Annotated in this window: 22 protein-coding genes; 10 read left to right on the top strand and 12 right to left on the bottom strand. The window is 68.5% G+C overall.

All coding sequences use genetic code 11. The features are described 5' to 3' along the window. Nucleotides 1-77 precede the first annotated feature (77 nt). A complete protein-coding gene (locus FVE89_RS16150) occupies nt 78-281 on the bottom strand; it encodes a hypothetical protein (protein ID WP_024828252.1) in 204 nt (67 codons plus the stop codon). A gap of 93 nt (nt 282-374) precedes the next feature. After that, nucleotides 375-1,193, bottom strand: coding sequence for a helix-turn-helix domain-containing protein (locus FVE89_RS16145; RefSeq protein ID WP_160534980.1), 819 nt, complete (start codon nt 1,191-1,193; stop codon nt 375-377). A 242-nt stretch (nt 1,194-1,435) separates the two neighbouring features. Here FVE89_RS16145 and FVE89_RS16140 point away from each other — a divergent pair, with 242 nt between their 5' ends. From FVE89_RS16140 to FVE89_RS16115, 6 genes are all read left to right on the top strand, one after another. Next, nucleotides 1,436-1,672 (top strand): hypothetical protein, encoded by a 237-nt coding sequence (locus tag FVE89_RS16140; RefSeq protein WP_160534979.1) that lies wholly within the window; start codon nt 1,436-1,438, stop codon nt 1,670-1,672. Between the two features lie 474 nt (nt 1,673-2,146). Beyond that, a complete protein-coding gene (locus tag FVE89_RS16135; protein WP_024828253.1) occupies nt 2,147-2,827 on the top strand; it encodes a ParA family protein in 681 nt (226 codons plus the stop codon). Then, complete coding sequence (locus FVE89_RS16130; RefSeq protein WP_024828254.1) at nt 2,824-3,120, top strand: hypothetical protein; 297 nt, start codon at nt 2,824-2,826, stop codon at nt 3,118-3,120. Before FVE89_RS16135 ends, FVE89_RS16130 begins: the two co-directional genes overlap by 4 nt. Before the next feature lie 438 nt (nt 3,121-3,558). Further along, a complete protein-coding gene (locus FVE89_RS16125) occupies nt 3,559-4,452 on the top strand; it encodes a tyrosine-type recombinase/integrase (RefSeq protein WP_053608544.1) in 894 nt (297 codons plus the stop codon). Beyond that, a complete protein-coding gene (locus tag FVE89_RS16120; RefSeq protein WP_160534978.1) occupies nt 4,445-7,396 on the top strand; it encodes a Tn3 family transposase in 2,952 nt (983 codons plus the stop codon). The genes FVE89_RS16125 and FVE89_RS16120 overlap by 8 nt, the downstream gene beginning before the upstream one ends. Nucleotides 7,397-7,412: 16 nt before the next feature. After that, nucleotides 7,413-7,829, top strand: a complete 417-nt coding sequence (locus FVE89_RS16115) for a hypothetical protein (RefSeq protein WP_053609086.1) — start codon at nt 7,413-7,415, stop codon at nt 7,827-7,829. Here FVE89_RS16115 and FVE89_RS31205 read toward each other — a convergent pair. Further along, nucleotides 7,771-8,967 carry a DNA-primase RepB domain-containing protein gene (locus FVE89_RS31205; protein ID WP_246730875.1) on the bottom strand — a complete coding sequence of 399 codons (1,197 nt, stop codon included), beginning with the start codon at nt 8,965-8,967 and terminating at the stop codon, nt 7,771-7,773. The genes FVE89_RS16115 and FVE89_RS31205 overlap by 59 nt on opposite strands. A 125-nt stretch (nt 8,968-9,092) precedes the next feature. Further along, a complete protein-coding gene (locus tag FVE89_RS31200; protein ID WP_246730873.1) occupies nt 9,093-9,476 on the bottom strand; it encodes a hypothetical protein in 384 nt (127 codons plus the stop codon). Here FVE89_RS31200 and FVE89_RS31195 point away from each other — a divergent pair. Then, a complete protein-coding gene (locus tag FVE89_RS31195; protein WP_246730871.1) occupies nt 9,466-9,774 on the top strand; it encodes a hypothetical protein in 309 nt (102 codons plus the stop codon). The genes FVE89_RS31200 and FVE89_RS31195 overlap by 11 nt on opposite strands. 284 nt (nt 9,775-10,058) lie before the next feature. Here FVE89_RS31195 and FVE89_RS16105 read toward each other — a convergent pair whose 3' ends face one another. After that, nucleotides 10,059-10,379 carry a hypothetical protein gene (locus FVE89_RS16105; RefSeq protein ID WP_160534976.1) on the bottom strand — a complete coding sequence of 107 codons (321 nt, stop codon included), beginning with the start codon at nt 10,377-10,379 and terminating at the stop codon, nt 10,059-10,061. 643 nt (nt 10,380-11,022) lie between these two features. Between FVE89_RS16105 and FVE89_RS16100 the strand changes: the two genes are divergently transcribed. Continuing rightward, a complete protein-coding gene (locus FVE89_RS16100; protein ID WP_160534975.1) occupies nt 11,023-11,850 on the top strand; it encodes a hypothetical protein in 828 nt (275 codons plus the stop codon). A gap of 322 nt (nt 11,851-12,172) precedes the next feature. On the opposite strand, the gene FVE89_RS16095 is transcribed toward FVE89_RS16100, so the two are convergent. From FVE89_RS16095 to FVE89_RS16070, 6 genes are all read right to left on the bottom strand, one after another. After that, complete coding sequence (locus FVE89_RS16095; RefSeq protein WP_160534974.1) at nt 12,173-12,817, bottom strand: SprT-like domain-containing protein; 645 nt, start codon at nt 12,815-12,817, stop codon at nt 12,173-12,175. Nucleotides 12,818-13,119: 302 nt separating this feature from the next. Further along, nucleotides 13,120-13,311 (bottom strand): hypothetical protein, encoded by a 192-nt coding sequence (locus tag FVE89_RS16090; RefSeq protein ID WP_160534973.1) that lies wholly within the window; start codon nt 13,309-13,311, stop codon nt 13,120-13,122. A gap of 14 nt (nt 13,312-13,325) precedes the next feature. Then, a complete protein-coding gene (locus FVE89_RS16085) occupies nt 13,326-14,930 on the bottom strand; it encodes an exodeoxyribonuclease VII large subunit (RefSeq protein WP_160534972.1) in 1,605 nt (534 codons plus the stop codon). 103 nt (nt 14,931-15,033) lie between these two features. Further along, entirely contained in the window at nt 15,034-15,909 is an 876-nt protein-coding gene (locus FVE89_RS16080; protein ID WP_160534971.1) for a hypothetical protein, read from the bottom strand. Nucleotides 15,910-16,189: 280 nt separating this feature from the next. Continuing rightward, nucleotides 16,190-17,095 (bottom strand): hypothetical protein, encoded by a 906-nt coding sequence (locus FVE89_RS16075; RefSeq protein WP_160534970.1) that lies wholly within the window; start codon nt 17,093-17,095, stop codon nt 16,190-16,192. 308 nt (nt 17,096-17,403) lie between these two features. After that, nucleotides 17,404-18,222, bottom strand: a complete 819-nt coding sequence (locus FVE89_RS16070) for a GntR family transcriptional regulator (protein WP_160534969.1) — start codon at nt 18,220-18,222, stop codon at nt 17,404-17,406. A 585-nt stretch (nt 18,223-18,807) separates the two neighbouring features. Here FVE89_RS16070 and FVE89_RS16065 point away from each other — a divergent pair. Next, a complete protein-coding gene (locus FVE89_RS16065) occupies nt 18,808-19,488 on the top strand; it encodes a ParA family protein (protein WP_160534989.1) in 681 nt (226 codons plus the stop codon). Then, nucleotides 19,485-19,784 (top strand): hypothetical protein, encoded by a 300-nt coding sequence (locus FVE89_RS16060; protein WP_160534968.1) that lies wholly within the window; start codon nt 19,485-19,487, stop codon nt 19,782-19,784. Before FVE89_RS16065 ends, FVE89_RS16060 begins: the two co-directional genes overlap by 4 nt. A gap of 193 nt (nt 19,785-19,977) precedes the next feature. On the opposite strand, the gene FVE89_RS16055 is transcribed toward FVE89_RS16060, so the two are convergent. Next, on the bottom strand, nt 19,978-20,253 hold the full coding sequence (locus tag FVE89_RS16055; RefSeq protein WP_160534967.1) for a hypothetical protein: 276 nt from the start codon (nt 20,251-20,253) through the stop codon (nt 19,978-19,980). Between the last annotated feature and the right edge of the window lie 416 nt (nt 20,254-20,669).

Below are 20,669 nucleotides of genomic sequence, written 5' to 3'. Positions count from 1 at the left end.
GTGTCGCCGACAGCCCCGTTACCTGGCGGGAAAGACGGCTCTTGGAGCAGGTCGGCGCCGGGCTACCGCTGATCAGCTCACACGCGCGCTGCGGGCCTGCAGCCGCTCACCTCGGCGCGCCACGCGTCGCGTTCGGCTTGAACCGCCTCGATGCGCGCATGCAGGTGACCTGCATCGATGGCCGTCTCCATCAGCACGTCCTGAGCGGCGGCGAGTTGCTGGCGCAGCTCGGCGTTCTCGGTGGCGAGAGCGAGGAGGAGTGCGGCCACGTCGTCGCACATCCACGCTCCTGCACCCAGAATCCGAGCGGGCGCGTCTACGCGCGTTGAGCCGCGGCTTCAACAGCGTTCGTCAGACCGGCCGGCGCTAGACTGTCAGCGCATGGCTCTGGCCGTCCCACCACCCACTCGGATTCTCGGAGGCGTCGCACGGTCGAGGTCGCCCGCTGCCCCCCGGCAGCTTTTTGAGGGTTCCGTTTTCCCCGATTCTGACAGGATTAGAACTTCAGTAGGCGTGCTGGTTACGCTTTTGACCCCTCCCCCTTGCTGAGGAGAGGCTGCGCCTTGTCCCTTCCAAGCCGAGATTAGATCACTGCGCCGCGCCAGCCGGAGCCAAGCCAGCCACTCGGCCGAGACGATGCGGACGATGTTGGTGTCGTTTCGGAAGCCGGTGATCGCCCGCTCTTCGACGGTGAGCAGCCCGAGCTGGCGCGCCTCGCGGATGGCGTTCTTCACCGTTGAGCGACACACGCCCGCAACTGCGGCTAGGTTCTCGATCGACAGCCGGCAGTCCTTTCGCCTGGTGGTCTCTGCCGCCACGAGGGCGAGAACCGCCTGCTCGGCCAGCGTGAACCGGGCCGCGAGCCCTGGCGGGAGCCGCCCCGAGGCGGCCCAGCGGCGACGGCGCTCCAGAGATGTGTCCGTGCGTGGGCGTGCGCCGACAGCCCTCCTGGGTGCTACTGCCCGCTCCTGCGTCGATGGACGATTGCTTGGATTAAAGACAGTCGGCTCGACCGGGGAGAACCGCCGGGCCGCCGACGCATCCGTGCGTGCCTCAATCAGCCCGGACAGCACCTCGGCTTCGGCCTCGGTGACCGTCCCCTCCCCGTAGGCGCGCCAGAGTAGTGCCGTCACCTGCGGCAGAGTGATTCGGTCTGCCGCCTCAATGGCGCGGCGGATTTCGTCTGCAAACATCCCTACTCGGCCCTCGTCGGGCCACGACAGGTCGTTCCGGACCGCCGGTTAGGGCGTCCGGTCCACAGGCAAAGCCTCATCGTCGCGAAAGTTGGCGCTTTCGCTTGACGCCCAGGGGCGTCTCATGGCTTGTGAGGGGTGCTTGCGGCCTCACAGGCCTTTCGATTTCGACGGCCCTCCAGTTTGGCGACTGGGGGGCCGTTGGCTTTTCAGGGGTCGACTTGCGGCGGCGTGATCTCCTGATGCCGGTTCGCGACTCGCGTTCACGAGCAGCGCCGACACAGCATGTCGGCTGGACCGAACCGCTAAGTCAACGTTGCCACCTCAGCGAAGGAACGGAGTCGGCCAAGGAAGGAATGGCCGAAGGAACGATCGATCCGGCGATCCACCAGGTGGTTCGTCTGAGCTGCGAATCACCGACGTTCTACTTAGCTGCCGAAAAAGAATTTCAGCGCTTGCGCGGTAAGGATCTGAGCTGACCGGTTGGCTTCAGAGCGAGCTGATCGAGAGGATCAGCTGGGAGCGAAGGCGGCGGACCTGAGTGCGCGCCACATACTCCGAAGGCAGGCCGGCATTGATACGCGAGAGGCGGGCCCGGACGTTCTCGGGGCTGGTCCTGCGTAGCACCTCCGTCCATCGCCGCTGCTGTTCCGGGTTGCCCCACGAGCTCTGCGAGTAACCTCCGCCACTTACGTCCCGCTTCCTTCCGGGGTCTAGTGCTAGCTATCATTGCATAGCGTATGGTATCGGTGGGGATAAACGTTGCCTCTACGCGTTACTCGGTTAGGATCGCGGAGCAGCCAGTGTGATTGAGGTGCAGCGTATAGGATCTCAGCCCAACCACTTCTCTCCGCTCCGCTTCACGCCGCTCGCCACTCCTATGGGATTAACCCTTCGGTAACGAAGCCATCCCTACGGTTACGGCCTTTACGACGCGATAGGAGAGCGGCGACATGCCCGTCATATCGATCGCCAACCCCAAAGGCGGCGCAGGGAAGTCGACTACAGCCCTCGTGCTGGGAACGACGCTGGCAGCTCACGGCGCCACCGTGACCCTGCTCGACTGCGACCCGAACCGGCCTATCGCCACCTGGGCGAAGGGCGGCAGCTCCACGACGATGAGAGTGATGGGCGATGTTGGTGAGAGCGGCATCGTCTCCGCAATCGATGCGGAGCGGGCTTCCCAGCAGTTCGTCCTAGTCGATCTGGAGGGCACGGCGAGCCGTATGGTCTCGCGGGCCATTATGCGCTCCGACTTGGTGTTGATCCCGATGCAGGCCTCTGCCGTCGACGCGGCCCAGGCCGCCCGCGCGGTCAGCCTCGTGCAGGAAGAGGAGCAGGTGGTTGGCCGGACGATCCCATTCCGAGTCCTGTTCACCCGCACGTCGCCGGCAATCCCAACTCGGAACGAGAAGATGATCATCGACGAGTTGCGCGGGGCAGGGATCCCGGTTTTGACCTCGCACCTCAACGAACGCGCCGCCTACAAGAGCATGTTCACCTACGGCCAGACGCTTGCCGAGCTTGACACGTCCCTCGTGAACGGAGTGCCGGCCGCCCTGGAGAACGCCGAGCGCCTCTCAGGCGAAATCATCGAGCTCGTCACCAGCCTCAACCGCAAGGCTGCCGCGTGAATACCAAGCCATCCTTCGGTTTCGGCAAGCTGGCGGAGATCCAGCCGGCCACGTCTGAGCCGGCTCCGGCCGTCGCTCGAGAGGTCGATCGTGTCGCGGAGAAGCTCGGATTTCCGAGCCGCGAGGTTCCTACCCGGCGCAAGCGGCGGGTCGCTGTCGACGAGCCGACGGACCAGCTCAACCTCCGGGCGGCTATCGCCGACATCAACCAGTTCGTGGAGTGGTGCGAAGCCGAGCGCATGTCCTACCGCGAGGGCTTCGGCCGGCTGGTCGCCAAGATCGGGCAGGCTTAATCATGATTGAGGTCGCCCTTGTTGCGATCCTGGCGGCGACTCTGAGCGCCGCCGCTGCCGGCGCAGTCGCTGGATCAGGCGCGGAATAATCACCACGGCGCTCCTCGTTCGGCCGGATGTCACGGAGGGGAGGCGGCGCGTTCTAAGGTGCCTTCGCGTCGTACCGGGGTCAGAAGGCCCCGCCTCGTAAAAACGCACGTTAACGACAGCCGTTTGGAGCGATTTCGGGTGCCGATGGGCCGGACTCTGCTCATTTTAGCGTGATTTCGATCCATTCCTCGTTTTGTTGCGTGCAATAATGGCGTGCAATCTGCATTGGCTGGATTGTTGCTGCTCGCCGTGGCATCTTGCACGCAACAAACGGGGTGGCTAACGCGGGGGATGACTTTGCGTGCAATACATGCAGCGGACGCGGAGGCCCTTGACGAGGCGGAATGGATGGCGCCGTTCCTTGCCAATCTGGCCCGCGACGATCTCGCGCCGGCGACCCTGCGCGGCTACCGCTACGACCTGCGCCATTTCCTCGCCTGGCACCGAACGGTCCAGGACGATGCCTTCACCCTCGATGGCCTCGCCGAGTACGAACTGATCGCCTACCGCCAGCACATGGTCGCCGCCGGTCGACGCCCCGCCACGGTCAACCGCCGGCTGGACGCCCTGCGCCGGTTGTGCCGATGGGCGCGCGGGACCGGAGTCCTGGCCGCCGACGTCGCGCGCGACGTCCGGCCCATGCGCACCGAACGCAATCGCCAGCCCGTCGGCCTGACCGACATCGAGGTCCACGCCCTGTTGCGCGCCGCCGGCGCCTCCTCTCACGGCCTTGCAGCGCGCAATTACGCGATGGCGCAGCTCCTGCTCCAGGCGGGCTTGCGCGTCGGCGAGGTCGCCGCCCTGCGTGTGGCCGACATCACCATGAACGACCGCTCCGGCAGCGTGCGCATTCGGCACGGCAAGGGCCTCAAGGCGCGCGAGGTGCCGCTGAACGCCACCGTGCGCCGCGCCCTCAGGCAGCATCTCGACCGTCGCCAGGCGCCGGGCAAGGATGCGGCCCTGTTCGTCAGCAGCCGGGAAACGGCGATGCCGGTGCGCACGATCCAGGCCGTCGTCACCAGCCTTGCCCGGCGGGCCCGCCTGAAGCGGGTTGCCGTGTCGGCGCACACGCTGCGTCATACCTTTGCGCTCGGCTATCTGCGCGACAATCCAGGCAAGCTGGTCGAGCTGGCCAGCCTGCTCGGCCATGATTCACTCGACACGACCGCCATTTATACGCGACCCTCACGCGATGATCTGGCGGCCGACCTGGAGCGCTCGCACCTGAATGTCGATGGATGATCCCGCAGCCACGACGACGCGAGACCGGCGGCGACCGCCAATTGCGGCCGACCCGAGCGAGGACGAACTGGCGCGGCACTGGAGCCTGACGCCTTCGGATCTGGCCGAGATCGTCCGGTGCCGCGGCTCCGACCATCGCCGCCGCTTCGCCGTGCAGCTCTGCGTGCTGCGAACCCACGGCCGCTTTCTCGATGATTACCGGCACGCGCCGATCAAGATCGTCAATCACCTCTCGCGCCAGCTCGGCCTGGCGCCGGTGCTGTTCCTCGACCGACCGGGGCGGACGCAGACGGAGCGCACCCAGGCGTTACGCATTCGCCGCCATCTCGGCCTGCGCGGCTTCGATCGTCAGGTCGCCGCCGATCTGCGGGACTGGCTGCGTCAGGGCGCCATCGAGGGCCGCACCGCCGCCGACCTCAGGCTGCGCGCCGAGGACCGGCTGCGCGGCTGGGGGATCATGCTTCCGGCGGCCAGCACGCTCGACCGGCTGATCACGGCCGAGGTGACGCACGCCACGACCCGTCTCTACGAAACGGTCACCAGCCGATTGCCGGCGAACTTCCGCGCCGCCATCGATCTTCTGATCGAAGTGCCGGAAGGGGACGCGCGCTCCAGCCTGTTCCGGCTCAAGGACTATCCGAAGTCGGCCAGTGCCGCGACGATCAAGGGCGACATCGTCCGCCTGCGGCTGATCGAGGATCTTCTCGACACCGGCGCCGGGCTGGAGGACCTCGATCCGCGGATCGTGCGCCAGCTCGGCCAGTTGGGCCGCCGCTACGATGCCGGCGACCTCCGTCGCTTCGCCAAGCCCAAGCGTGACGCGCTCGTCGCCTGCTACCTGGTCGAGGCCCGCAAAACGCTGCTCGACCAGCTCGTCGCGATGAACGATTTGTTCCTGACCGGCATGAACCGGCGATCGCGCAATGCGGTGGAGAAGCAGCGCAAGAGCCTGCGCCGCCGCTCTCGTGACGGGCTGACCTGCGTCCTCGGCGCGGTCGATGCGCTGGTGGAGGCCGATGGCGATGAGACCGTCGCCGCCTTCCGCGACGCGCTGGGCACGCCGGCGCTGGTCGAGGCGAGCCGGGCTTGCCGGGCCTATGAGCGGCTGGAGACCCGCGGGCATCTCGACGCCATGCTGGCGCGCTACGGGACGCTGCGCCAATATCTGCCGGCGTTCCTCGCTCTGCCATTCCAGGCCGCCGCCGGAAGCGAGACCCTGGTCCAGGCGATCGAGATCTCGCTCGGGCTCGATGCCGGCAGGCGCGGCGCGCTGACGCCCGACGATCCACACGACTTCGTGCAGAAGGAATGGCGGCCTCACCTGGTCAGCGACGGCAAGCTCGACCGCGCCATCTGGGAGATCTCGCTGGCCTTGGAGGTGCGCGATGCCCTGCGCGCCGGCAGCCTGTTCCTGGCGCAAAGCCGCGATCACGTCTCCTTCTGGAACCTGATCTATGACGACCGGAACTGGCGAGAGACCCGCACCGAGGCCTATCGGCGCCTCGACCTTCCGCTCGACGGGCGAGTGTTCCTGACCCGGATCGCCGCCGAGCTCGACCAGGCGGCGAAAGCCGCGGCCCGCGGCTTGCCCGGCAACCGCTTCGCCAGCGTCCGCAATGGCCGGCTCAAGCTCAAGCGGCGGGACGCGCTGCCGGTCCCGCGCGCCCTGCGTCGGCTGCGCACCAGCATCAGCGCCAGTCTGCCCCGGGTTCGCATCGAGGATCTCCTGCAGGACGTCGACGAATGGTGCGGCTTCACGCGAGCCTTCCAGCCGCTCGGCGGGTACGAGCCGCGCGGCGCCGACCAGCATCGCTCGCTGCTCGCCACCCTGATCGCCCACGGCACCAATCTCGGCCTCGCCACGATGAGCCAGAGCGTCGATGACCTCACCGCCGAGACGCTGCAGGACACCAGTCGCTGGTTCCTGCGCGACGCCACGCTCAAGGCGGCCAACACCATCCTGGTCGATCATCATCACGGCCTGAAGCTCAGCGCCGTCTGGGGCGACGGCAGCCGCTCTTCCTCCGACGGCCAACGGTTCGCGGTCGAGCGCGACGGCCTGCTTGGCAGCTTCTATCCGCGCTACTTCGGCTATTACGACCGGGCGCTGGCGCTCTACACCCACACCTCCGACCAGCACAGCGTCTACGCCACCCAGGCGATCTCCTGCGTCCCGCGCGAGGCGGGCTTCGTGCTCGGCGGCATTCTCGACAACGACACCGCCCTGCCGATCCGCGAGCACATGTCAGACACGCACGGGTTCACGGAACACCTGTTCGGATTGTGCGCGCTTTTGGGCATCGCCTACATGCCGCGACTGAAGGACCTGCCCGACCAGGTTCTCTGCCGCGTCGACCGCACGGCCGACTACGGTCCGCTCCAGCCGCTGCTTCGCGGCAAGGTCGACCTCGATCTCATCGCCGAGCAGTGGGACCAGCTGGTGCGCCTCGTCGCCTCGCTGCGGGACCGGCTGACCCCGGCCCACGTCGTCATGCAGCGTCTGGCCAACGCCAACGGTTCCGACCGCCTCGCCGGCGCGCTCAGAGCGCTCGGACGCCTGATGAAGACGCTGCACATCCTGCGCTACATCCATGAGGAGCCACTTCGCGCGGCCATCCAGCTGCAGCTCAATCGCGGCGAGTTCCGCCACATCCTCGCCAAGTGGCTGTTCTTCGCCAACCAGGGCGGCTTCCGCTCCGGCGACTACGAGGAGGTGATGAACAAGGCCAGCTGCCTCAGCCTGCTCTCCAACGCCGTGCTGATCTGGAACACCATCCACATCGCCCGCACCCTCGACCAGTTCCGCGCCGCCGGGCAGGAGGTGAAGGACGAGGACCTGGCCCGCGTGTCGCCGCTGGCGCACGCCCATGTCATTCCCAACGGCAGCTACTTCCAGTCTCCCCGCCGGCGCGCCGAAGCGACGCCTCAACCCGTCATGGCCTGAGCAAAAGGAAGCCTCCATGCCGCATTCCGAGCCAGTGAACTGGCAGCCGATCACCCTCATGCCGCTCATCGCCAACATGATCGCCGGCGCCCTGACCGACTCGCGCGATCAACTCGGAACGCTGACCCAGGCAAGGGCGCGGCCGCATGTGCTCGATGATGCCACCATCGATCGGGTCGACCGGGTTTACGGCGAACAACTCGAGTTCGTCGACATCTATACCCAGCAGATCCGCCGCTGGCGAAGCGAAAGTCCCTCAGCGGATCATATCGGCGAACTGGACCGGATGGAGAAACAGAATCAAGAATTACGGGCCGTCACCGCGGAGGTCCTGGCGCTGGCCCGCGAGCTGCGCAAGGGCACCATCGACCGCATCATGGGCATGAGCGATCTCGAGCTCGGCCTCCAGGCAGTCCTCGGGAAGTCGCTCTGACAGACGGCGCTAACCCGACCCATGACATTGCGTGCAATACGCTACCGTGCACTTTTACGTGGATGGGCCTTCTGAGCCTCGACGCGCGCAGCACCGCCTCGAACCGGCTTGGACGGCCCTCGATCACCAGGGCGGGGGTGTGACCATCGGCCCGCAGCCGGGCGAGCCCGTGGGCGTCCAGATCGCGCAGCACGACATGGTGCTGGTCGCGCGCGGCGAAGAGCAGCTGCACGCTCGCGCCGAGGCGTGCCAGCGCCGCGATCCGCGGCCACGCCGCCTCCACCGCGGCCAGCGGGCCGAGCGGGACCTGCAGCAGGCGGTCGTACGGCTCGGCCCGCGCCCGATCTCCAGCGGCGGCAGCGGCCGTTTCCGGGTTCGGCGACGGTCCGGCCGGCGGCATCCGGATCAGCGCGCCGTAGCGCTCGGCCCGCAGTGCCGCGTGGCAGGTGCCGAGCGCCGAGCCCGGATGGACCGGCGTCAACTGTGGGCGGGCCACCGGGGCCAGGCGCGGTCGTGGCAGGCCGAGCCGATCCGCCACCGCCCGGGCATCCGGGGCGGCGCGCGGAGGCTCTCCGAGCAGGGCCGCAGCCCGCCACGACGTCAGCGGCAGCGGCGCGCAGGCCTCGGCGAACCGCGCACGCGCACGTCCAACCACACCTCGGTCGCGCCGGAGCGCCTCGAACACGCGTGGGTCGGTCCCGGGCGCGGCCTCGATGCCGCGCATCGGAGCCGTCCCCGTCGCTTCGTCGGGTGCGGCCCGATAGGGCCCCAGCCGTCCAATCAGGGCGCCGAGTGCGGCCCGGCGGTAGGTCGAGGCCTTGACGGCCACCCCGCCGACCAGCAGCACCGCCCCGGAGCCCTTGCGCCGGTAGGCGATCCCCTCGCGGGCGAGCGCGGCGTGCAGCGCCGGCCAGGACGCGGCCGCGTCGATCAGCGGTCCGGCGACCTCGATCGCGACGCGCTCGGGGCTGCGCTCGCCCCGGCGCACCTCCCGGGCCGCGGCCGGCGCCGATAGGGTGTCGGCCTCGGTCAGGGTGCGGGCGAGGGGCAGGTCGTCCCACCGGCCGGGATGCGCGCCGCGCAGGCGCACGGCCAGGGTCTTGCGGGCGATCCGGGCCGGCGCATCGTCGCCGACCATGATGGCGAGCCGGGCGCGGGCGCGCGCCCGGCGCAGGACCCCGGCTTCGCGATCCGGCTCAGTCGTCGGCCGGACCCAGTCGAGGTCCGAGCCGAGCCGCCGCTCCCAGTAGGCGGCCCGCAGCCTCAGTGCGGCCCACCGGCCCCGGGGTTGGCCGACGGCAGGATCCGGACCATGCTGAGGAACTGCTCCAGCCGCTGTGTCTGCGCTTGGGTTGCTTGATGTAGCTGCTGCTCGCGCGCGGCCGCCTGCGCCTGCTCGGCCCGGATCTTCGTCGCGATGTCGCTCAGCTCGTCCAGGATGCCACGCATCGCCGTGATCGCGTCCGCCATCGCCGCGTCCCGCTCCTCGGCCTGCATCAGCATCTCGGCGATCGCCGCGGCGGGATCGTCCGGATCCGGCTCGCCCCCGCCCTGCCGCATCATCGTCAGGATCGCGTCTGTTCCCCGATGCGCCGCCTGGGCCTCCCGTGCCGAGACCGTGAGCAGCCCGTCCACGGTGGCCGGCAACGCCGTCCCGTTCCCACTCAAAGTCGTCGTACCCGTCCCGTCCGCCATCGTCGTCTCTCCTCTGTTTTGTGATGCCGTCGACCACGCGGAACCGCGCGTTGGCCTCGGGCTGCCAGCCCTGTGCGTGTTCGATCCGGGCCACCGCCCGGTCGAGTGCGTTGATGAACAGCCGGATTTTCGCCGGCCGTTTGGTGTCCGGGTCGACCCGGGCGACCACGAGGTGCAGGTGCGCGCCCGCGGCGTCGCCGTGCAGCGCCCACAGCGCCTGGTGGCGGGCGAGCCCGAGCCCGCGCACTAGGATCGCCACCGCCTCAGCGACCTGACGCAGGTCCGGCTGCTCGTCCGGACGCCACGACAGGACGAGATGCTCCAGCGGTCGGCGGGCGCGAGGACAAGCGGTCAGCGTGGCGATCATCTCCCCCATCTGACCCGCTCGCGCCGTCGAGACGAAGTTGCGCCCGCCGACCGCCACGAGATCACCCCGGCTGGCCTGGCGGCCGGCGCGGTCGACGTAGCCGAGCAGGTCCTCGACCTGCCGGGCGACCGCCGTGCCGTCCCCGCGCAACGGCATCCGCTTACAGATCATCGCGCCGGTCCGGCGTACCCGCTCAAGTGGGCGATCGCCGCGCCGATCTCGGCCAGGGTGCGCCGCGCCTCATGCGCCAGGTGGGGCTTGTGCTTTGTCTGAATCAGCTGACCGCCGAGCCGGCGCAGCTCGCGGATCAACTCGGCGTCGACGCGGGCGACGACGTGCTGCTGAGCCAGCCGCCTGCGGGCCAGCGCGGCCAAGGTCAGGCCGGCCATCGCGGCCTCGGCTGAGTACTGCAAGCGTTCGTCGGGGTAGAGACGCAGCTGCACCTGCTCGGTGCGACGGCGCTTCTCGGAGCGTCGGGATCCGGTCATCGGGCTGTCCTCATTGGGCGGTTCTGGGGGAGGTGTTCGGGGAGGGTTCTGGGATCAGGGTCCGGGGCTCGGCCCCGGCAGTGCGAGGCGGGTGTGAGAAGCGGGACGCGCCGAACGACCGCCGACCGCTCGCAACCGGCGGGTTGCGAGGGGCGACCTGCCCCCCTCTCACCCCTTCCTCCTCGCCGCGGGGCCCGCCGCGCCCTCGCCCCGGTTGCAGGACCGGGGGTTGTTCTCATGCTCGTTCGCATCGTGGCTGTTCCTCGCGCTGCTTGGCGTCACCCGGTCGGCCGTCGACCGGGCCGTGAGCCGACCGGCGCTCGGCCGGTACGGCTACGCTTAGGCTTGCGCAAAGTTGAACCGACGTCAAATCCAGTATCGATTCGCAGCTTTCACCACCTCTTGAGCTACCTACGTAGCTATCACCGGTATCGTCATACGGTGATATCCGGACGATGCGAATCGAAAGCTAATTTTCCTAATGCTTCGTCTTTGTACTGCCCGAAATCGCGCTTCCGTCAAGCCATGAAATCTTCGCCGCGGCGCTTGCGCGAACCGCTCGCCGGTGCCTAGCTTGACCGTATCCCGTACCGACCGCGGACATCGGGTTCGACGGCGGCCGGGACCAAAACGGAGACGGATCGTGAACACACATCCAGACGACGCCCTGGCCCGGGCCGTCGCAGCCGGGCTAGCCAGCTTGCAGGCGATGATGGAGCAGCCACCCGCGGCACGACCCCAGCCGCTGACTCTGAGGGCCTACCTCGCTGGGGTCGGCCCCGCCGTCGCCCAGGCTCGTAGCGAGGGCTACAGCGACGAGGAGATCGCGAAGTTCCTGACCATCGACGCCGAGCAAGCCAAAACCCTGGACATTGAGGTGATGCTGGTCAGGAAGCGCGCGCTACGCCAAAGCTGTGGCAACGCCGACAAGGTTGCGGTATCGACCTCGCTCAAGACCAGGAAGCCGCCGGCGAAGCCCGGCGACGCACGCGTCCGGAAGCCGGTCGACCCCGAGCGGCGCGTGGACCAGGGACCGGTCCAGGCACGCGGCGAAACCGCTGGTTCGGCCAAGGCTCCGGTTTCATCGCCCGCACCGGCCGATCCGGTGGTCGGACGCGGCCCGAGCACAGCCACCGGATCCCCTGGATCCGCCGCACGACCGGTGGACGGGCGCGATGCCGCACGAGCCCAGCCCCCTGCGACGGCCGACAACGTGACCGCGCCTGCCACCGCGGAGCCGACCGGTGGATCACCGGCGCCGGCATCGCGTGCGGTCCCCCCTACGGAGCCGCTGGGTCCAGCAGCCAAGCATCAAGCTGAAAAGGCGGCGCTCCTTGGGGTGGCTCGAGGCTTCCATGACCGCGTCGTATCGACGGATCCCGCGAACGCTGCCAGTACCAAACCGTCCGGCGACCGCCGGCCGGATCCGGCGGTGGCCCAGCGGGGCGAAACCCAACAGACGATGTTCTGATCCGAGTGCTCGATCCAACCCAGGCTGCGCGCTGCGCCACCGGTGCGCTCTCCGGGGTACGACAGATGTCTGGAACGTGGGGCCGGTTCGTGACGACCCGGCCCTCACATCGTCCAGCCCGAGCCGTGCGCAGAGAGCCGGCCCGACGGTCGCCATCGCGCGGTATACGAGCGTGGCGACCAACCGCGCCGAGGGTCATCCGTCCCGAGCGCCGCACAGGCCCCGAGCGAACATGATCAAACCCCTGCGGGGTCGATGCCGGAGTTGCTCCGTTGCCTGTGGCGGCCCATTCGAAACGGGCGCGAGGGCGTCGAGGCAGTCCTCACCGCCGCCGTGACGCCAGCATCGGCTGATGGCATGTGCCACAGACGAGTCGTGTCTCCGGCTTGGCCCAGGCGTTGGCCTCGCAGGCTGGACATGTGTACCGGGTCTTGCTCGCTGCCTTGCGCGTCCGTGCCGCGTGCTCGGCCTCGTCGGTGCATTCGACGTACGGCACGATGAAGCCGCGTTCCCCGACCAGCTCGGCGCAGGCTAGCGCGAACCGTCCCCCCGGTTCGATGCGATGCTCGACCCGCTGCCCTGTCGCCTTGCCGCCCGGCTCGCCCGTTGTCGGGATCAACCCGACCGCGCGCATCATCGCGGCCCATTCTCGGTTGTGGTAGCCGGGGCGGGACGGGGTGCCGAAATGCTCCTGCTCCAAGTGGACCATCTCGCGCACCAGCGTCGCGAGCGTCTCCTCGGTCGAGCACTCGGCGAAGCGGCTCGGGTTGAGCGCGATCTCGTCCGTGACCTCGACGCCGTCGCGCGTGCTGAAGCGGCGGCCGGCGAAGTACCCGTAGGTCCGGTTCCGGCGCTGCATGGTGATCAGGCAGTCCGGCAGACGATCGGCGAATAGCCAGGCGTTGAAGAACGCGAAGGCCTGCCTCAGTCCGATGTAGGTCCGCGTGGTCGGGTCGGTCGGCGACATGGCTATGCGGTACGAACCGAGAAGCTCACGTTCGATCTCATCCTTAAATGTATCGTACGATACACGGCTTTTCAGACCGGCTTTGGGAAGAACTCGACCTACCGTCGCGGCTCTCCCCATCCTGGAAAACCCATCGCCACCGCTGTGTCGTACCCGGGGTATTTAGGGGTTTGGATCGGTGCTCAGACGTGAAGACCGGCTCCTTCCGGACCGGTCTTCGTGTCGTACGATACAGGTAATTGGCGGCGCGTGCGAACCGGTCGATCTGGACCTTGAGGTCGCTTATTCAGGCGATCCGTTCGTCAGCCCGTCGCCTCCTCGCCGGCGATCTCCCGCTCCAGCGCGTCCAACCGGTCGCGGCACTCCGCTAAGGCCGCCTTGAATTGGCGGTAGCGCTCGATCGCGCCATCAATGCCGGCCGGACCGGCCTCTTTGAAGTGCTTCGCGGCCTCGGTCACGAACGTGTACGCTTCCAGGTACGATTTGAATTTCATCGGTGTTGTCCTCTTCACAGGGTCATGTCAGCAGCCGTCGGGGACGGCTTGGAATGGTCGCCGGGGTGAGTAGTGTCCTCCACGCGGACGGCGACCGGGCCATCGCGGAAGATCAGGTGGGCGCGGCCTTGCGCCCGCAGTGCTGCGGCGGTGGCGAGCGGCGCACCATCGTCGTCGAGCGCGAGGCACCAGCCCGGGCCGGGCAGCGCCTCCGGGTCGAGCGCCGCGGCGCCCTCGGCCAGATGCGACAGCGCCGCGCGCGCCGTGCCGGCCAGCCGCTGCAGGGCACACACGGCCTGGAGCTCGTAGCGGTCGAGTTCGGTGCGCTGGCGCTCGACGTAAGCCAGGGCCGCGTTGGTGCCACGCACCCGCCCGAGCTCGAGGGTATCGCCGCGCAGGACCTCGCGCAGCCGGCCCCGCGCCTCGTGTGCGCTCGCGGCCAGGAGACCGCGCTGGGTCGCGGGCAGCTCACGCAGCGCGCCCGAGAACTCCCGCGCGAGCCGGTCGAGTTCGGCCCGCCGATGGCGCAGTTCGAACCGCACGTCCGCGAGCGCGGCCTCGCCGCGGTGCGCCGCCCGGGCGATCTCCGCCCGACGCGCCGCGACCGCGGCCCGGGCGGCGTGCGTGCCGGCCTCGACCCGGGCCGCGAGCAGCGGCCGCGCTTCAGCCAGGACCGCACGGGCGGCGGACCGCACTTCGACCTCCGCCCGTCGGGCCGCACTGAGTTCGGCGCGCAGGCAATCGTGCAGTCCGGCCAGGGCGGCGGTCGGCGTCGTGAACGCGCGTGCGGCGACTTCTTGGATCAGTGGCTGCGTCGAGGCATGACCCAGGCCTGTCCACACCGGGATGCGCAGGCGTGCCACCGCCCGTAGCAGTTCGGGATCGCAGAATGGCCGGAACTCGGACGCGACCCCGCCGCCTCGGATGAGCCAGACCAGGTCGAGCCCGTGACAGCTGCGCTGATCGTCGGCCCGACCGAGCGCCGCGATCAGGCCGCCGATCGCGTCGACGCCGGAGAACGCAGCGTGCGTGATCACCAGGTCGAGGACGCCGGCGGCCTCGAGGCGGCGCAGGCCCGGTTCGACGTCGCCGAGCCCGTCCGCGCCCCGCGGCGCGATCACCATGATCCGCCTCACGATCCGCGGTGGTGGCAGGCGTCCTTGCGCGTCCCAGAGCCCCTCGGCGCGCAGGCGCTCGCGCACGAGCGCGTCCTGGCGGTCGATGATCTTCGCGACGATCCGTGGGTCGATCGCCGTGACGCGAGCCTCGAAGCCGTAGGCTTTGTGGATTCCGACCGTGACTTGGACGACGATCCGGGCGCCCTGCAGCAGGGCGGCGTCGAGGACGACGCCTTCGGTGTCGCGCAGGGTCCTGATCAGCTCGGTGGGGATGAACGCACGCAAGGCCGCGGCCTCCGCCGGGGTCCGGGCCTCGGCCTCGCCGAGATCGAGGCGCAGGCCCGCGGCGACCGGGGCGACCCGACTGACGGTGGCGGCGACCCACTCGGTCCTCCGGACCGCGTGGTGGCACTCCCGCAGGAACGTCGCCAGCGAAAGCACGCGGTCCGGGAGCGTGGTCGGTGGATCGGTGCCCGGTTCGCGGGTCGAGACAGTGGTCATGGGTACCTCATGTGCAGGTGCAGTCAGGTTGGGGGCGATCCCGCGACGTGCGGATCCGGATCGCGGTGCGCGTCCGGGGTGCGACAGCGGGGCCGGGAGGCGTTCAGGCGGCGTCGGTCGCGGCCGGGGCGGTGAGTAGGTCGGCGATCGTCTCGAGGCGATCGGGCTCGGCCAGGCGCAGCTCGTGCGCGAGCAGCGCCATCACGAATGCGTCGAGATCGTCCACGTCGGCGAAGACGCGCCACGCCACCGCGTCGATCAGGGCGCCACGCGACCCGGCCAGGGTCGCCACCGGAACCGGCAGGCGGGCGAGTTCCGCCAGGATCTGTGAGTCGGACAGCGCCCGGACCGGCAGGCCACGGCGCTCGCGGTCGCAAGCCACGACGACGACGTCGGGCCGACACCACGTGACGTGGTCGCGCACGACCTCTAGCGCGGCCTGAAGCGAGCCGAGATCCTCGGGGTCGATCCGTACGCGGCTGACCACGGTAATGCCCTTCGCCTCGAGATCGCGGAGCAGCGGCTCCGGGCTGTCCCCCACCGGTCCGTCATCGTGCAGGACCATCAACCGCCGTGCCCGGACGGGATCGGCGAGGGCTCGCTGGCGGTCGAGGTCGCCCGTGGCGATCAGCGCGGCGCGGGTCGCCCGGTCGGCGGCGTCCTGCTCGGCGAGGAGCTCGTGCTGCGGGACCAGCCGGAGGATGATGCCGCCACCACCGTCGCCGGAGGCGAACACCGCCAGGCTGTGACCGCCGTCGGGCTCGGCCGGCGGTAGGAAGCCGGCCGCATCCATGATCAGGTCGGCGAGCGCGCCGCTGGTCCAGAGGTGGGCATGTCCGGCCCCGCCCGGGCCTATACCCCTGAGCCGCCAGTCCGGGTCGGACGGGCGCGGCCCGCTCACTTGGACGTGGACCGCGGTCGGGCGGTAGGCGGGCCGTGCGAATGGGTGCGCGCCGCCGGGCGCGTGGATGTCGTGCATGGTGCTGTCCTCGTGGGGTGTGGGATCGAAGGAGCCCGGTCCCGGCGCTGTCGGGCGCCGTCCGTCCTTCGGGGGTTTCTCAGGCGTGAGCCCCGTTTCGCCCTGTGACGCCCTCATCCCCGCCCCGGGCGAGCGCAGGCGAGGTCCGGAGGCGGTCCGTTTCGTCTCAAACTCCCGGGCCTGCGTCGAACACGGCGGGAGGCTGCGGCGTGTGGGATCCGGGCAGGCGTGCGCCGCCCCTGGCAGGCCCGGCCGCGCCGCGCCCGGGCCGTGTGGCCGGTCAGAACGGTGCGTCGGGCCACGCCGCGTCGCCGGGGGCCGTCGGGGGGCCGGCAAACGTCTCCGCGATGCGGTCTAGACGGGCGCGGTCAGCTCGCGCGAGCTCACCGCGCAGGGTCGCCTCGATCGCGGCCAGCACCGCGCCCGGGACAGGCGAGGAGCGCCAAGCCAGCGCGTCGACGAGGGTCGGTGCCGGGCCGGCGAGGGTCAGGAGCGGCGTGCCGAGATCGCAGACGGCCTCGACGACGCGGGGATCGCTGAATGTGCGGCAACCGATGCGGCGGTCGCCCGTGACGATCAGCACCGCGTCCAGCCCGGCGAAGTGGGCGAACTTGGCGGCCTCCCTGAGGGCCTCGTGCACGGCATCGGCATCCTCGAAGTCGACCGGCCGCTCGGCGAGGCTGATGATCCGGCGCTCGTGCAGCTCCAGGAGCCCGGGTGCCAACGTACCCCAACATGGCCCGCCCGCCTCGGGCACCAGAGCGTAGAGCTGGCGCAGCGTGTCCGGGGCACGGCTCGGACGCCACCGACCCTGCCGCTCCAGGCTCTGCCGCAGCTCCGCATCCGCCGCGGCCTGGGCCGCCGTCGGCCAGGCGCTGGCCGAGACGACGAGGTGCGGCCCGCGCTGAGCGTCGTAGTCGTAGCCGATGCGGATTGGGATCGGCTCGCCCTGACTTGGCTGGGACCAGGATCGCCCCATCCCGATCAAGGCGAGCACGGAGGCGAGCCATTCCTCCTGGACGTCGATGCGGCCCCAGCCCGGGCGATCGGGGCCGGGACCCGAGAGCAGGGCCCGAAGGCCGGGCTTGTACCGGTGCGGCAGGATCTCCAGCAGCGCTTCCAGTCCCTCATGTGGGGCTGGTGGGCGTGCGGGATCGTGCGCGCCTGCAGGCACGGTGTTGGTCATGATGAAGTTCCTGAGGTGCGAGGGGAGCGGAGCGAGCCCGAGCGGTCACCTGGCGCGTCGGCGCCGGAGCGTTCGTCCTGGTCGTCCTTTCGGGATTTGTGTCGGATGTCCCGACACCCCCTTCCCTCTCGTTCCTGTCCACCGGCCCGCGCGCAGGCGTGGGGCTCCACCCTCTTCGACCGCGAATCCTATCTGATCCTGACGTTCGTTCCCTGAGACGATCGAGCCTTCACCGGCGTTCGGGCGGACTCCTCCCGTCGAGCCGCCACCGAGCCCGTGCGTTCGTCAGACCGTCCGGCGTTAGACCCTCAGCGCATAGCTCGGCCCGTGCCACGACCCGCGCGGATTCGCGTTTGCTCGGATCGGTCGAGGTCGCCCGCTGCCCTCCGGCAGCATTTTGAGGGTTCCGTTGTCCCCGATTCTGACAGGATAAGAACTCCAGTATTCGTGCGCTTCGCGGATTTGCACCCTCCCCCGCCGCTCGGTGCGGCGCGGTTATCCCTACTGCTGAGGAGTTCCCGAGCGGGCTTGCGCGCCAACCGCATCCACGCCTGCCACTCGGGCGAGACGATGCGCACGATATTGGTGTCGTTCCTGAAGCCGGTCACCCGCCGCTCCTCGACGGTGACCAGCCCGAGTTTCTTGGCCTCGCGCAGGGCGTTGCGCACGGTGGTCTCGGCCACGCCCGCGACCGCCGCGAGCTGACCGACGGCCAGCCGGCAATCGCCCCGCTTTGAGGTTTCCGTGGCGACCAGGGCGAGCACCGCCTGCTCAGCCAGGGTGAACTGGGCCGCGAGCCCCGGCGGCAGCCGCCCCGAGGCAGCCCAGCGGCGGCGACGCTCCAGCGAGGCGTCCGTGCGCGGGCGTGAGCCGACGGCCCTCCTGGGTGCTCCTGCGCCGTCCTGGAACGTGGGCGCGATTGCAGCCTCAGGGCTGGGTCGTAGACCCGCCGGTAGCCGACGAGCCGCGGGCGCGTCCGTGCGCGCCTCGATCAGGCCGGACAGCGCCTCGGCCTCGACCTCCGTGACCCTCCCCTCCCCGAAGGCGCGCCACAGCAGTGCCGTAACCTGCGGCAGGGTGATTCGGCTCGCGGCCTCGATGGCGCGGCGGATTTCGTCTGCAAACACGTTTCTCGGCCCTCATCGGGCCGCAACAGGTCGTTCCGAGCCGCCGCAGGGGCGTCCGGTCCACAAGACAAAGCCTCATCGTCGCGGGAATTGGCGTTCCCGCTTGACGCCCGGGGGCGTCTCATGGCTTGTGAGGGGCAGCTACGCGGCCTCACAGGCCCTTTTCGATTTCGACGGCCCTCCAGTTTGGCGACTGGGGGGCCGTTGGCTTTTCAGGGGTCGACTTGCGGCGGCGTGGTCTCCTGATGCTTCCGGCGACTCGCGTGAGGCGTGCGCCAACCGGACATGGCATGTCGGCTGGGCTGCACCGTTAAGTCAACGTCGGGAGCGTGGCGGCGCGTCGTTACCGATGGCAGGCAAGGGTAGGCACGCACGCTCGGAGCCCCTAACGAAGCTCTTTCTCAACGCTCTTTATCGCTATTTCTGAATCCCGAAGCATCCAAAATGAAACGAACTGGACGCAACTGAATGCGTTTGATATCATTTGAGTGAGTCACATAAGGGTTGGGCTTCTGTTAACGAAGTACGGCTAGCGCAGAACCGGTGCGGCTCATTTAGGGCCGGAGCCTTGTCAATGGATTGGACATGCCCGTCATTTCGGTTGCCAACCCCAAAGGCGGGGCAGGCAAATCCACTGCAGCTCTGGTCGTCGGCACCACACTGGCCAGCAAGGGGGCAACCGTCACCATCCTGGACTGCGACCCCAACCAGCCAATCGCGGCCTGGGGGAAGGGCCAGGAGCGCCCCGGTCTCCGTGTCCTCTCAGAGATTAGCGAACGCGAGATCATCTCGGCGATCGACGCCGAGAGCGCCGAGCGTCAGTTCGTCTTGGTAGACTTGGAAGGCACTGCAAGCCGAATGGTTTCGCGGGCGCTGTCCCGGTCAGACTTGGTTCTCATTCCGATGCAAGCTTCCGCGGTGGACGCGGCGCAGGCCGCCCGCGCCGTGGGCCTCATCCGTGAAGAGGAACAGGTAATTCGGAGGCCGATTCCCTATCGGGTCATGTTCACCCGCACGTCCCCGGCAATACCGACGCGAGCCGAAAAGGCGATCGTGGCCGAGATGCAGCGCAACGGGATCACGGTGCTCTCGACGCACTTGAACGAGCGAGCCGCCTTCAAGGCCTTATTCGCCTACCGGCACACGCTGGCTGAACTGGACCCAGAAAAGGTGAGTGGAGTGCCGGCCGCGACCGAGAATGCCAACAAGCTCGCGGGCGAGGTCGTGGGCGTTGTTCGTCAACTGGCAAAAGGGGAAGCGGCGTGAGTGACGAGACGTCATTCGGATTTGGTGACATACAGCCCAAACGAGTCCGGCGCGAAGCCGAAGACGTGGCAGCGGTCGATCGCATCGCCGATGAGCTGGGCTTCGTCTCGCGAGAGACGACCACCATCCAGCGCAAAGCGAAGCAGGGTCCGAGCGGTCCCGCCGGCCAGTTCAACCTTCGCGCGGCTGTGGCCGACGTAAATGAGTTCGTGGATTGGTGCGGCCGCGAGCGGATGAGCTACCGAGAGGGATTTGGGAGACTCATGGAAATGAAGAGAAAGGCCGAACGATCGTAGCGGATGTTGCCGCTGGAGACTTGGCCAAGGTGAGGGCCGCACTCAAGGCACTCGGTTCGTCGACCTTCCCGTAGTGCTCCATTCGCATAAGGGCAGCTTATGGAGCTTGCGCGCAATTCAGGTGTAGGCCGATCGCATACTCCGATGAGCGACGCGTTTAATGCAACCCCAAGGTTATAAATCGAGAGATCGGTTAGTCGCTGCCGTTGTCAGGAACATCGCTACGGTGGGCCAGCCGATCCTCAAGGTGGTTCGCGGCATCTGCGTACAATTCAAAGCGGCGTAGCTGGATCGCGCGCTTCGTCTTGTTTTGCGTCATATCAATTTTACCTTTAGCGTGTTCAGCCTTGGCACGGAGCTTCTTGGCGAGCTTCTGGAACACATCATCAATCTTGCCTGAGACTTTATCGGTCTCTTGCTCTAGCGCGCTCGCATGATCGTCGTCGGTCTTTTTCGCACTCTTACTCATGGTTTTGATCCTACATTCACGGTGCAGTACGAGATGCATACCGCCGTGACGCTCGGATGTCGCCTGGCGGACTTATCGAATACGAGGATCGCAGAAGCCCACGCCCGCGACACCGCGGCGTACCCCTTACTCGTTCTAGGGCTTTGACGGACTGGGTTGCGCATCGCAACATAGGTTGTCCTCCCAAGGGACACCCATCGGCCCAGCCCTTCTATGCCCCCCAATCTCACGGGCTGGGTCGGTGGGGCCTTGTATCGCGCGGCACCATTCTTGGAACCATGCGGTGCACAACGGATTGATGCAGCGCAGCGCGATACGCATGCGTGCTGCGCCCTTCTTGGCTCAGAAGGCCCATCCACGTAAAAGTGCACGGTAGCGTATTGCACGCAATGTCATGGGTCGGGTTAGCGCCGTCT

Origin of the sequence: Methylobacterium sp. 2A, assembly GCF_009806555.1 — a bacterium.
Lineage (GTDB): Bacteria > Pseudomonadota > Alphaproteobacteria > Rhizobiales > Beijerinckiaceae > Methylobacterium.
Note: the sequence above shows the minus strand (reverse complement) of the source record. Positions and strands in the feature narration are given on the sequence as shown.